The 13,177-nt window shown below is 34.4% G+C and carries 13 protein-coding genes and 1 pseudogene; 13 read left to right on the top strand and 1 reads right to left on the bottom strand.

Annotated elements, in window-relative coordinates:
• Window positions 1-4: 4 nt before the first annotated feature.
• The 5 genes from allB to V7719_RS01830 all read left to right on the top strand — a co-directional run bounded on the left by allB (window position 5) and on the right by V7719_RS01830 (window position 6,151).
• Window positions 5-1,345 carry an allantoinase AllB gene (gene allB, locus V7719_RS01850; RefSeq protein ID WP_335728154.1) on the top strand — a complete coding sequence of 447 codons (1,341 nt, stop codon included), beginning with the start codon at window positions 5-7 and terminating at the stop codon, window positions 1,343-1,345.
• Entirely contained in the window at window positions 1,342-2,340 is a 999-nt protein-coding gene (gene alc, locus V7719_RS01845; protein WP_335728153.1) for an allantoicase, read from the top strand. The genes allB and alc overlap by 4 nt, the downstream gene beginning before the upstream one ends.
• A gap of 5 nt (window positions 2,341-2,345) precedes the next feature.
• Window positions 2,346-3,749: a urate hydroxylase PuuD gene (locus V7719_RS01840; RefSeq protein WP_335728152.1), complete on the top strand. Its 1,404-nt coding sequence runs from the start codon at window positions 2,346-2,348 to the stop codon at window positions 3,747-3,749.
• 5 nt (window positions 3,750-3,754) lie between these two features.
• Window positions 3,755-4,624 carry a 2-oxo-4-hydroxy-4-carboxy-5-ureidoimidazoline decarboxylase gene (gene uraD, locus V7719_RS01835; protein ID WP_335728151.1) on the top strand — a complete coding sequence of 290 codons (870 nt, stop codon included), beginning with the start codon at window positions 3,755-3,757 and terminating at the stop codon, window positions 4,622-4,624.
• Between the two features lie 93 nt (window positions 4,625-4,717).
• The gene (locus tag V7719_RS01830) at window positions 4,718-6,151 is read left to right on the top strand and encodes a DUF6986 family protein (RefSeq protein ID WP_335728150.1); all 1,434 of its coding nucleotides are present in this window, start codon (window positions 4,718-4,720) and stop codon (window positions 6,149-6,151) included.
• An 8-nt stretch (window positions 6,152-6,159) separates the two neighbouring features.
• Here V7719_RS01830 and xdhC read toward each other — a convergent pair whose 3' ends face one another.
• A complete protein-coding gene (xdhC, locus tag V7719_RS01825; RefSeq protein ID WP_335728149.1) occupies window positions 6,160-6,930 on the bottom strand; it encodes a xanthine dehydrogenase accessory protein XdhC in 771 nt (256 codons plus the stop codon).
• A 341-nt stretch (window positions 6,931-7,271) separates the two neighbouring features.
• Here xdhC and V7719_RS01820 point away from each other — a divergent pair, with 341 nt between their 5' ends.
• The 8 genes and pseudogenes from V7719_RS01820 to V7719_RS18780 form a co-directional block, all read left to right on the top strand.
• Window positions 7,272-7,607 (top strand): arsenosugar biosynthesis-associated peroxidase-like protein, encoded by a 336-nt coding sequence (locus V7719_RS01820; protein ID WP_335728148.1) that lies wholly within the window; start codon window positions 7,272-7,274, stop codon window positions 7,605-7,607.
• A 118-nt stretch (window positions 7,608-7,725) separates the two neighbouring features.
• Window positions 7,726-8,790 (top strand): arsenosugar biosynthesis radical SAM (seleno)protein ArsS, encoded by a 1,065-nt coding sequence (arsS, locus tag V7719_RS01815; protein WP_335728147.1) that lies wholly within the window; start codon window positions 7,726-7,728, stop codon window positions 8,788-8,790.
• Window position 8,791: 1 nt separating this feature from the next.
• The gene (locus V7719_RS01810) at window positions 8,792-9,301 is read left to right on the top strand and encodes a rhodanese-like domain-containing protein (RefSeq protein ID WP_335728146.1); all 510 of its coding nucleotides are present in this window, start codon (window positions 8,792-8,794) and stop codon (window positions 9,299-9,301) included.
• Window positions 9,301-9,912: a TIGR04282 family arsenosugar biosynthesis glycosyltransferase gene (locus V7719_RS01805; RefSeq protein WP_335728145.1), complete on the top strand. Its 612-nt coding sequence runs from the start codon at window positions 9,301-9,303 to the stop codon at window positions 9,910-9,912. The genes V7719_RS01810 and V7719_RS01805 overlap by 1 nt, the downstream gene beginning before the upstream one ends.
• A complete protein-coding gene (locus V7719_RS01800; RefSeq protein ID WP_335728144.1) occupies window positions 9,905-10,717 on the top strand; it encodes a purine-nucleoside phosphorylase in 813 nt (270 codons plus the stop codon). The genes V7719_RS01805 and V7719_RS01800 overlap by 8 nt, the downstream gene beginning before the upstream one ends.
• Before the next feature lie 2 nt (window positions 10,718-10,719).
• Window positions 10,720-11,688 (top strand): arsenosugar biosynthesis arsenite methyltransferase ArsM, encoded by a 969-nt coding sequence (gene arsM / locus V7719_RS01795; RefSeq protein WP_335728143.1) that lies wholly within the window; start codon window positions 10,720-10,722, stop codon window positions 11,686-11,688.
• 121 nt (window positions 11,689-11,809) lie between these two features.
• On the top strand, window positions 11,810-12,925 hold the full coding sequence (locus V7719_RS01790) for an inorganic phosphate transporter (RefSeq protein ID WP_335728142.1): 1,116 nt from the start codon (window positions 11,810-11,812) through the stop codon (window positions 12,923-12,925).
• A gap of 15 nt (window positions 12,926-12,940) precedes the next feature.
• Window positions 12,941-13,174 (top strand): annotated as a pseudogene (locus V7719_RS18780) (sterol desaturase family protein); the annotation flags it as partial.
• Window positions 13,175-13,177 lie beyond the last annotated feature (3 nt).

The raw sequence follows: 13,177 nt of genomic DNA, 5'->3' as shown, positions 1-13,177 counted from the left end.
GTCTATGACAGAATTTTTAATATACAGCAAACGTTGCTTTCTTGTCAATTTTTTTACAGAGGCAACCATTCATGTTAAAAACCACAAAATTTATAACATCTACAAAGGCTATCATAAAATTGAAAATGTTCCTTTTTTAGATTATAAAAATCTCATTGTCATGCCAGGTATAATTGATGTTCACGTTCATATTAATGAGCCAGGACGGGAAGACTGGGAAGGCTTTGATACTGCCACAAAAGCGGCAGCCATTGGAGGAATCACAACACTTATTGAAATGCCACTTAATGCAAGTCCAGTTACAACAGACTTAAGAGCATTCCAACTAAAACAAGAAACTTCAAAAGATAAACTACACGTGAATTGTGGATTTTATGGAGGAATTATCCCAACAAATATAAATGACATTGAAGACTTAATAAATGAAGGCGTTTTTGGCATCAAAGGTTTTTTAACACATTCTGGAATTGATGAATTTCCTAATGTTTCAAAAATAGATTTAGAAGCCATTGCTCCTATTCTAAAAAAATACAACATTCCATTACTACTGCATTGTGAATTGACTGATGATAATGTTCCTGAAGTAACAAATTCGAAAAGCTATAAAGAATATTTACAATCACGACCTCAACATTGGGAAACCAATGCCATTGATTTGGCTATAGATATTCAAAAACGATTCGATATAAAAGTACATATTGTACATCTTTCGGCTTCTGAAGGTATTGAACGAATTAAGCAACGTCAGCAAGAAACCAATAAATTGACAGTTGAAACTTGCCCTCATTATTTATATTTTAATGCCGAAGCTATTCCAGACGAATCACCTGTTTACAAATGTGCACCTCCAATTAGAGAACGCACTAATAATGATAAACTTTGGGACTTTTTATTAGACGATGGTTTTAATTTTTTAGCATCCGATCACTCTCCTGCTCCACCAGAACGTAAACAATTAGAAAGTGGCGATTTCTTTAAGGCTTGGGGAGGGATTTCAGGATTACAATTCACTCTTCCAATTCTATTTTCAGAAGGTAAAAGGAGAGGGTTATCTACTGAAAAATTAATCCTATTACTCACAAAAAAACCAGCAGAGTTTTTAAGTCTAGATTATAAAAAGGGTTCTTTGATTGTTGATTTTGATGCCGATATTACTGTTTGGGATGACTCTCAAAGATTTCAAATCACAGAAAATTCTATTCATCACAAGCACAAAGCAACACCTTACTTAAACGAAACGGTTTTTGGAAAAGTAATTCATACATTTGTTAATGGTGTCCAAGTGGTTGAGAATTCAAAGTTAAAAACACTTCAACAAGGAAAATTATTATTAAAAGATAGATGATAGAAGAAAAACTAAAACAGTATACAGATTTAGCATCTGAGAAAATTGGTGGACAAGTATTGTATTCTACTGATGATTTTTTTGCTGAAAAAGAAAATCTAATCAAAGAAGGACGTGGCGTTTTTATTGCAGATAAATATACCGATCATGGAAAATGGATGGACGGCTGGGAATCTAGACGTAAACGAACTTCGGGACATGATTGGGCAATTCTTAAACTAGGTGCTGAAGGAAAAATCAAAGGTTTCGATATAGATACCAATCACTTTTTAGGAAATCATCCTCCTTTTGCTTCTGTTGAAGCTATTAATATGGGAAATTCTCATGTGTACTGGAGTAAAGCTGACGAATTAGAATGGGAAGAAATTTTACCTAAATCGCCTTTAGACCCTGGAAGTCAGCATTTTTTTGAAATTGATTCAGATAAAGTTTACACACATGTTCGCCTTCATATTTATCCTGATGGTGGCGTTGCTCGCTTTAGGGTTTACGGTGAAGTTTATAAGGATTGGTCTAAAGTAAACCCACAAGAAATCATTGATTTGGCATTAGTAAACAACTGTGGAAAAGCTTTGCATTGCAACGATATGTTTTTTAGTGTTATGGATAATCTTATTTCTCCAACCAAAGGCAAAAATATGGGAGATGGCTGGGAAACTAAACGTAACCGAACACCTAATAATGAAGATTTTGTAATTTTAAGATTAGGTCACCCTGGAACAGTTCATAAAATTATAGTAGACACCAAACATTTTAAAGGGAACTATCCTGATTCTTGCGCTATTGATGTTTGTAATTGCGATAGCGATGATGATGTTCTAAGTGGCAATCATGAATGGAAACCATTATTACCTCAGCAAAAACTAGAAGCAGACAAAGAACATCATTTCGAAAAAGAGATTATACAAACAGAACAACCTGTAACGCACGTTAAGTTGAAAATATATCCTGATGGTGGCATTAGTAGATTACGTATTCTTGGAACTATTAAATAAATTGAATGATTGAAGTATTTTTACTTATTGCTTGGCTTGTTATTTTTTCAGTAATTGTTGCTGTTACTTATAAGTTACACCATTCAATCAAAGAACTAAAAATTCAAGGAAATGATGAAAAGGCAGATGCAATTCAAACATCTCAAAATTGGTTTTATGCCTTAATTGTTGTTGCTTCAGTTGGCGGAATTGGAATTTTGTATCTATTCTTAAAAGGAACAATTTATGAAAGTCACTTTTTTGAATGGTTAAATTTGAGCGTTAGGTTAATCCACATAACCTTTGGAATCGCTTGGATTGGAGCTTCTTTCTATTTTGTGTTTTTAGAAAATGCATTAAACAGAACAGAGGACGTAAGAGATGAATTAGCCGGGAATCTTTGGGCTGTTCATGGTGGTGGTTTTTATTATGTTGAAAAATACAAATTGGCACCTAAAAAAATCCCAAAGCATTTACACTGGTTTAAATATGAAGCTTATTTTACATGGCTCTCTGGATTTTGTTTGCTCGCAATAGTGTATTATTTTAATGCAAGTTCCTATTTAATCGACCCTGAAGTTTTAGACATTTTACCCTCTACAGCAATAGCAATTAGTATAGGTTCTTTAATCATTGGCTGGGTTTTATATGACCAAATATGCAAGCGATTAAGCGACAATAAAGTAGTCTTCACTTTTGCGATAACAGCACTAGTATTCCTTTTTGCTTGGTTCTACGCACAAGTATTTAGTGGTCGTGCTGCTTATATTCATTTTGGAGCTTTTCTTGGAACTTTAATGGCTGCCAATGTTTTCTTTATAATAATCCCTGGACAAAAACGCATGGTTGCCGCTGCCAAAAAAGGGTTACAACCCAATCCTGCAGATGGAAAAGCCGCTTTTTTAAGATCATACACAAATAATTACTTTACACTTCCAGTACTATTTGTGATGATAAGCAATCATTTTCCAAGTACTTTTGGAAATACGCACCAATGGTTAGTGCTTATTGGTATTACTTTAGGAACAGCCGGAATAAAACATTATTTAAACATTCGTGAGAAAGGGGGACTTTCAGTTTGGGTTATGCCAATTTCTGTGGTTATTTTATTTGGTATGGCATTTATGACTGCTCCTACACCTCCAAAATATGAAAATTGCCAAGAAATTGTTTCCTTTACAGAAGTTCAAACTATTATTAATAACAGATGTACCAATTGTCATTCATCAAACCCTACAGATGCTGTTTGGAAAGTAGCACCTAATGGCGTAAAGTATGACACGGCAGAACAGATTTATAATTTAAAAGATAAGATCTTTCAACGTACAGTAGTGAGCAAAAACATGCCGTTTAATAATAATCAAACTGGCATGACGCAAGAAGAACGCGATATGATTAATTGCTGGATCAATCAAGGCGCACCAAAATAAAGATTATGATAACACTAAATCAACTTAATTCATTTTCAGACCAAGAAGCGTTTTCCAAACTAGAACAATGCTGTGTCTCTAACACTTGGATTAATAAAATGGTTCAAAGCAGACCTTTTTCTTCTGAAAATGAAATGATTAAAACAGCGGCATCGATTTGGTATAATGACTGCACAATAGAAGATTTTAAAGACGCCTTTACTGGTCATCCTAAAATTGGAAACGTAGACAGCTTAAAAGAAAAATTTGCACATACAGCTGAATGGGCAGGAAATGAACAATCAAAAGTTACCGAAGCTAATATAGAAACGATTGAAGCTTTAGCCAAGGCAAATGAGTTTTATGAAGATAAATTCGGTTATATTTTTATTGTAAGTGCTAGTGGGAAATCTGCCAAAGAAATGTTGGCTATTGTAAATTCAAGATTAAATCATAATATTGAAGATGAAATTCATGTAGCGATGAACGAACAGCATAAAATTACTGTAATTCGCTTGGCTAAACTCATTGAAGATTTACCCAAAAACGCTGATTTAAGCAGTCATTTAACCACACATGCTTTAGACACATCTATTGGTGTTCCTGCAAAAAATATGATCATTACATTAAAAGGATTACGCAATAACCATTGGAAACCCATGAGTGTTGGTATCACAAATGCTGATGGTCGAATTCCTGATGTATTACCTCCTGGAAAACTTTTAATTCCTGGTATTTATACGATGACTTTTAACACAGCAGACTATTATAAAAACAATAATCAAAATGGTTTTTATCCTGAAGCCTCAATACAATTTGAAGTTACAGATAGTAGCCATTATCATATTCCGTTACTAATTAATCCATTTGGATACTCAACCTATAGAGGAAGTTAGAATTTTAAAAAATGAGGTCTCGACTGCGCTCGAACTGACCATACTATTGTCTCTTCAAGCGCAGTCGAGAGGTTAATAAATAAAGCATACATTATGAATTTAAGTATTTCAGAAGATAAAAAATCACATATTTTTGACGATTTAGAAACGGCAAATCAAGCGTTTAATAAAATATATAGAGGCGATAGAGAAGATAGACAACCTATTCATACAGTTTATGGTGGCGCAAATCTTTTCAAGTCTAATACAACGCAAGTTTTAGGAAATATTGCATTAAAATCATTGTTGCATTATGCGCCTAATTTTATTGAATTTGGCAAGGCTTTTAAATTAAAAGGAAGTAAAAAATTACCATCAAAAAACAAAAAGCAACAAAAACTCATAAAAGAGTTAAAGGGTTTATCTAAGGACGAATTAAAAAATCATCCTGCTGGATTTTCATATAACATCTATCAAAAGGTAATTGCTAAATTAGAAGAAGAAGGCGTAGAAGATTTTAGAATTGATTTTGAAGATGGCTTTGGTAATCGTTCGGATAAAGAAGAAGATGAAACCGCTGTTTTTGCCGCAAAACAAGTCGCTATTGGGCTAAACGAAGGAACCCTTTCTCCATTTATTGGTATTCGTATTAAACCATTTACTGAAGAATTAAAACATCGCGGACAAAGAACACTCGATTTATTCTTAACAACATTACTAACAGAAACAAACGGAAAACTACCAAACAATTTTGTGGTGATGTTACCTAAAGTGACTATTCCGGAACAAATCATAGCATTAGTCTCCTTTTTTGAAGTGATTGAAGATAATTTCAAATTAGAATCTGGAACCCTAAAAATGGAAATGATGGTGGAAACCACACAATCCATAATGGATCATAATGGGACAAATCCACTATTCCGGTTTATTGCCGCAAGTAAAGGACGTTGTATTGCAACTCATTTCGGAACTTATGATTATACGGCTTCTAACAATATTACAGCGTCGTATCAAGAAATGGATCATGACGTTTGTGATTATGCGCATTATACAACAAAAGTGGCATTAGCTCATACAGGAATTTGGCTATCAGATGGCGCAACTAACACTATGCCTATTGGACCTCATCGTGGAGATTTAACCGAAGCTCAAGAGCAAGAAAACAAAGACGTGGTACATCGTGCTTGGTTAAAAGGTTATGAGCATATTCGTCATTCATTATATAAAGGTTTATATCAAGGTTGGGATTTAAATCCTGCACAATTACCAATGCGTTACACAGCTGTTTATGCGTTCTTTTTAGAGAGTTACGATGATGCTGTTTTACGTTTAAAAACCTTTGTTGAAAAAGCAGCTCAAGCGACTTTAATTGGCGATACGTTTGATGATGCAGCAACTGGTCAAGGTCTTTTAAATTATTTCTTAAAAGCCTTAAATAGTGGAGCTATTACAATTGATGAAGTATTAGTAACTGGATTAACTTTAGATGAAATTAGAACACGTTCGTTTGCTAAAATTTTAAAGGATAGACGCACGAAATTGAAGTAATGGTTTTATCATTCCTTATAATGCACTTCTAGTAATTGTGCAGCAACACTAATAGCAATTTCTTTAGGCGTATTACCGCCTACTTGTAATCCAATTGGGCAAACCACATTGCTCATTCCTTCTTCTATATTCATTTCTTTTATGAGCATATTATTAAATCGAACGCGTTTGGTTTTACTGCCTATTAAACCTAAAAATTTAGTTTCATTTTGAAGTGCCATCGCGATAATCTCAAAGTCGATAGTATGATCATGAGTCAACACTAATACATAGCTGTTTTTTCCCCACTTCACAACATCTCTAAAGGATTTGAAGTTGTCTACATCAACTTGACAGCAATTAATACTGTCATCCAATGTTGAGGTCTTAAACCAGTCGTGCCGAGAATCGATAAGATTGACTTTAAATGGCGTATCGACTAATATTTTGGCAATTTCATAACCAATATGTCCTGCGCCAAATAGAAATAGTTCTGGTGATTGATTCATAGGTTCTATTATAAATTCTACTTTTCCGCCACAGCATTGTTCAAACTCTGGCCCTAAGGTATAACTGGATTCGATGATTCTATTTTCACAAAGTGCATTCTTAGCCTCTTCTGTAGCTAGGAATTCTAATTTCCCGCCTCCTATGGTACCATGAAGCACACTATCATTGGTAATAATCATGCGAGAACCCAAAACACAAGGTGTTGAACCTAAGCATTTTGTAACTGTAATTAGAGCAACAGGTTGCTGCGCCTTTTTAAATTCTGATAAAAGTTCAATCCAATTCTTCATTCTTAACAAAAAGAGAATTTAAAAGTAAGACTTTTTTAGTGCAAACCATATTTCATTTCTGTGATAAAAAATAAATTAGTATTCGGCTAAATTTTCTGTTAAGTTTGATAATTAATAGCGACTCATACCTATTAAAGAGGATAATATCGGCTAAATAAATTTAGATAACTTTAAGTCAGAATGAAGCAAAAATCAAAAGCATAGCCTGAGTTACAGTTTTTATTTTTAACGAAATAATGGCTAAAAAGAAGCAATTTATTGGCGTTATTGCACTTTTATATTGGTGGTAAAACTTAATATCTACTTTTTACGTAGATAGATTAACTCTTTAAATTTTAAACATGTCAAAAACATATTACGATCCTGCAGACCTTAGAAAGTTTAGTAAAATCACCGAATGGGGCGAAGAATTAGGGAATAAATTCTTTGACTACTACGGAAAGGTTTTTGAAGAAGGCGCACTTACAGCTCGTGAAAAATCATTGATTGCATTAGCTGTTTCACACACAGAGCAATGCCCGTATTGTATTGATGCTTACACCAAAGATGGTTTGCAAAGAGGTGTTACCAAAGAGGAAATGATGGAAGCCATTCACGTTGGTGCTGCTATAAAAAGTGGCGCTACTTTAGTGCATGGTGTTCAGATGATGAATAAAGTAAATAAATTAGACGGTTAATATTTTAGCGTTACCTGAAGGTCAGGCTCTCGGCAGTCGCTCTCATTGAGGAGCTCCAACAAAGCCTCCATCCTTAACGCAGATTATAACAAATAGAAACTTTTGTCTTAAGATTAATATGACGAAATTAAAGACCCAATCCCTACAAAAAAAAGGAAGCGATTTAGCACAAAGCAATCGGCAACTCGAAATCTTATCCAACGGTATTTTTCAAAATGGAGAGTTACCAACATTTAGAGCTAAAATTTCCGAAACTAGCCAATTTCCGCTTAAAGCAAAAAAATTGGAAATTCTACAAATCAACGTAGGTTACATGTGTAATCAAGTTTGCGAACATTGCCATGTTGATGCTGGTCCAGACCGAAAGGAAATAATGACACGTGAGACGATGAAGCTATGTTTGGCAGTCATCAAAAACTCTGGTGCGCATACCTTAGATTTAACTGGTGGCGCTCCAGAAATGAACCCAGATTTTAGATGGTTTGTTGAAGAAGCTTCAAAAGTTGGTATCAAAGATTTTATTGTGCGTTCCAATTTAACAATAATTCGCGCCAACAAAAAATATTACGATTTACCTGAATTCTTTAAAAAACATAACGTTCATGTCGTGAGCTCAATGCCACATTGGACACGAGGAAAAACTGACAAACAACGTGGCGAAGGTGTTTTTGATAAATCTATAAAAGCCTTACAAGAACTCAATGCTGTTGGCTACGGAATGCCAGATAGCGACTTGCGATTAGACTTGGTTTACAACCCCTCTGGAGCCTTTTTGCCAGGCGACCAAATGTCTATGGAGAAAGACTTTAAAAAGGCATTGATGGACGATTTCGGAATTCAATTCCACAATTTATTTGCTATAACAAATTTACCAATAGCACGTTTTCTGGATTATTTAATAGCTTCCGAAAACTATGAAGATTATATGTATCAATTAGTAGATGCCTATAATCCAGCTGCCGTTGCGAATGTTATGTGTACAAATACACTTTCGATTAGTTGGGACGGCTATTTATTTGATTGTGATTTTAATCAAATGTTAGAATTGCCTGTGAATAGTAAATCTCGGCATATTTCAGAATTTAACGAAGAACTATTAGAAGGACGTAACATCGTCATTTCACAACATTGTTACGGTTGTACTGCTGGCGCAGGAAGTAGCTGTCAAGGTGTTGTTGCTTAATATGAGAACATTCTTATTTTACATATTTGTTTTATTTTCTTTCTTTGGATTTTCTCAAGAATCACTGGATGATATATTAAAACGCTACAACAACAATACTGTACCATATATTTCGGTTCAGGAATTGGCAAAGTCAAAAACCCAAGCGCTCATTTTAGATGCTCGAGAGCAGGATGAATTTGAAGTCAGCCACCTTAAAGATGCGATTTATGTTGGTTACACTAATTTCAAATTAGAACCTTTTGAAAAGCAATTCCCAAATAAAAAGAAAGCTATTGTTGTCTATTGTTCGTTAGGCGTGAGGTCTGAAACAATTGCCAACAGATTAAAAAAAGCAGGCTATACCAATGTGCGAAACCTTTATGGAGGCATTTTTGAATGGAAAAACAAAGATTTCGATGTTTATAATTCGAAAGAAAAAACAACAGACAGTGTTCACGTGTACTCTCGTACATGGAGCAAATGGTTAAAAAAAGGGAAAAAAGCATATCCAAAAAGCAATCAAAACTAATGACTAAAAACGCATTAATAGTTTTTGCTAGAAACCCGGAATTAGGAAAATGCAAAACACGTTTAGCTAAATCTCTAGGAGATCAATCTGCTTTGGATATTTACAAGTATTTGCTTCAGCATACAGCTAATATTGCTAAAAATGTAGATGCGAGTCGCTATGTGTTTTATTCGGACGAAATCAATCTAAATGATATTTGGAGCAATACCTATTTCAGTAAAAAACTACAAACCGGTAATGATCTTGGCCGACGCATGCATAATGCCTTTGAAGAACTATTAAATTCTGGTTATGAAAAAGTAATTATCATCGGTAGCGATTTATTGGATTTAAGTGAAGATATTATCGAACAAGCCTTTCAAAAACTAGAGACTAATGAGGTTGTTATTGGTCCTGCTGAAGATGGTGGATATTATCTTTTGGGAATGAAAATACTACATTCTGAAGTTTTTAAAAATAAAGCTTGGGGGAGCGAAACTGTGCGAAAAGACACCTTAAAAGATTTACGAAATAGTCATGTGTATTTACTAAAAGAGTTGAATGATATTGATACTTTTGAAGACATGAAACATTACGAACAACTTAAACCATTGTATAAAACTCATGATTAAACTTATAACAGAATCAGCCGAATATCTACAATCCAAAGGTTTTGATAACCCGGAAGTTGGTATCATCCTTGGAACAGGACTTGGTTTATTAACCGACGAAATTGAAATTCTTCATGAAGTGAGTTACAAACAGATACCAAATTTTCCGACAGCCACAGTAGAATTCCATAAAGGAAAGCTCATTTATGGCAATCTAGCTGGAAAAAAAGTGCTTGTGATGCAAGGTCGTTTTCATGTTTATGAAGGGTATTCGCTTCAAGATGTTACCTATCCAGTTCGTGTTATGGAGAAACTAGGGATTAAAACTTTATTAGTTTCTAATGCTTCTGGCGCAATTAACCTAAATTTCAAAAAAGGAGAATTGATGTTAATTGAAGACCATATTAATTTACAAGGAAGCTCTCCTCTAGCCTTTAAAGGTGTTGAAGAATTAGGCGAACGCTTTACTGATATGAGTGCGCCTTATGATCTTGAGATCAATGCTAAATTCAAAGCCATAGCTAAAGACCATAATATTAAATTACACGAAGGCGTTTATACTAGTGTCGTTGGACCTCAATTAGAAACCAGAGCAGAATATAAAATGCTTAAAATTATTGGTACAGATGCCGTAGGTATGAGCACAGTTCCAGAAATAATAGTTGCAAATCATTTAAACTTAAAAGTAGCTGCAGTGTCAGTTTTAACAGATGAATGCGACCCAGATAATCTCAAACCTGTAAATATTGCCGAAATTATTGCCATGGCAGGAAAAGCAGAACCTGATATGATTACACTTTTTAAAGAATTAATAAAAACGTTATAATTATGAGCTATTTAAATGCTACAAACGATTTATATAAAGAAGCAGCACTAACTCCAGATGTAGGTCTATGCTGTACAACCAATCCTATTTGGGAATTACCCGGACTTAAAATTCCAAGGATTATGCAAGAAATGAATTATGGTTGTGGAAGCACTGTTCATGCTCGCGACTTAACTAATAACCCAAAAATGTTATACGTTGGTGTTGGTGGCGGAATGGAGTTGTTACAATTTTCATATTTCAACCGTCAAAAAGGGGGTGTTATTGGTGTTGATGTTGTTGACGAAATGTTAGAAGCATCGCGCAAAAATTTTATCGAAGCCGAAGCACAAAATGATTGGTTTAAATCTGAATTTGTTGAGCTTAAAAAAGGTGATGCAATGAATCTTCCTGTTGAAGACAACAGTATTGATGTAGCCGCTCAAAATTGTTTGTTTAACATCTTTAAAGCTGAAGACTTAAAACGTGCCATTGATGAAATGTATCGTGTTTTAAAACCTCATGGTCGTTTAGTGATGAGTGATCCTACTTGCGAGCAACCAATGAATGACACCTTACGAAATGATGATCGACTTAGAGCTCTTTGCCTTAGTGGAAGCTTACCTATAGACCAATATGTCAAAGCACTTACTGATGCCGGTTTTGGTACTATTGAAATTAGAGCAAGGAAGCCTTATAGAATCTTAGATCCTAAAAACTATCCAACCAACGAATTGATTTATATTGAATCTATTGAAGTTGCTGCGATTAAAGATCCAATGCCAGAAGATGGCCCTTGCATTTTTACTGGAAAAGCGGCTATCTATTATGGAGATGAAGATTACTTTGATGACAAGGCTGGTCATATTTTAATAAAAAATCAACCGCTAGCCATATGCGATAAAACGGCTGGAGCTTTACAAGCTTTAGGGAGAGATGATATTTATTTTAGCGAATCTACCTTTCATTATGATGGTGGAGGCTGTTGTTAATTACAAAACAACCTTAAAACAAAAAAGAGCGTCCATTAGACGCTCTTTTTTTAATGTTAAATTCTAAAAATAGTAGTAAGTAATAAATTACTATTTCGTCAAAATCATAATAAACTACTTTATGATTCTAATCCTACTTTTTATTTCAGCCTGTTTTTTAGCCTATAGTAATGGCGCTAATGATAACTTTAAAGGCGTCGCTACACTCTTCGGAAGCGGAACTACCAATTACAAGAAAGCGATAAACTGGGCAACTCTAACGACGCTTTCCGGATCTATAGCTGCTATTTTTTTAGCAAATGAATTAGTAAAAAACTTTTCTGGAAAAGGATTAGTTCCCAATGAACTCATCACAATGCCCATTTTTGCAATATCTATTGCATTTGGCGCGGCTTTAACAGTATTTATAGCCACCAAAATAGGAATGCCAATTTCAACAACTCATAGTTTGGTAGGCGCATTATTTGGCGCAGGTGTTATGGCTGTTGGCTCTCAATTTAATTTTGAAAAACTTGGAGGAACATTTTTAATGCCTCTAATAGTTAGCCCGCTTATGGCAGCAGCTGTTAGTTTTATTGCCTATCTCATCTTTAGGTTTTTCAGAAAACGATTAGGGATTACAAAAAAAACAACTCTTAATATTCACGAAAAGCAAACGGCTACCGTAGCTGCGTTTAACATGGATAATGTAGCCACATTAAAAACTAAAAGAACAATTGAAGCTACTATTCAAAATAAAATAGAAACTTACTATGGCGAGATTTTTGGTTTAAGCTCACAAAAAGTATTGGATACATTACATTTCCTTAGCTCTGGGATTGTAAGTTTTGCTCGTGGCTTAAATGATACACCAAAAATTGTTGGATTATTATTAATTATTAATGCCATTGATATTGAATGGAGTATGATTATTATAGCGATTATTATGGCTATTGGCGGTCTACTTAATTCAAAAAAGGTAGGTATAACAATGAGTAAAAAAATTACGCCTATGAATTCCGGACAAGGATTTACTGCAAACATGGTAACTGGTCTATTGGTAACAACAGCAAGTATACATGGCTTACCCGTTTCTACAACACACGTGTCAGTTGGTTCCATTTTTGGAATTGGAACTGTCACAAAAAAAGCCGATTATAAAATGATTGGTAAAATATTATTATCTTGGTTGCTAACACTTCCAATCGCCGCTATTGTTAGTGGTTTATTATTTAAACTATTAGAAACATTCTCTTAATTATAGCCTATCGAAAAGTATATATTCAATAATCCGAAGATGCATATTTGGCATCACGCAAAAGAACTTCCTAATCATGTTAGGTTTAGCGCAAACTTCAGACTAACATTGAGTCTTTGGGATTACATTTTCAAAAATAATTATATGCCGTTCAGCGCAATAGACATAGAACTTGGCTTTGAAGGTGATGAACACTTCCCAATGGTTTTTTTACATCAAGAGTTATTTCCACTTAAAACCAAAGGTTGAAAA

This window comes from Psychroserpens sp. (assembly GCF_036960315.1).
Classification (GTDB): domain Bacteria; phylum Bacteroidota; class Bacteroidia; order Flavobacteriales; family Flavobacteriaceae; genus Psychroserpens.
The sequence above is the reverse complement of the archived record's forward strand: the minus strand, read 5'-3'. Positions and strand labels throughout refer to the sequence as shown.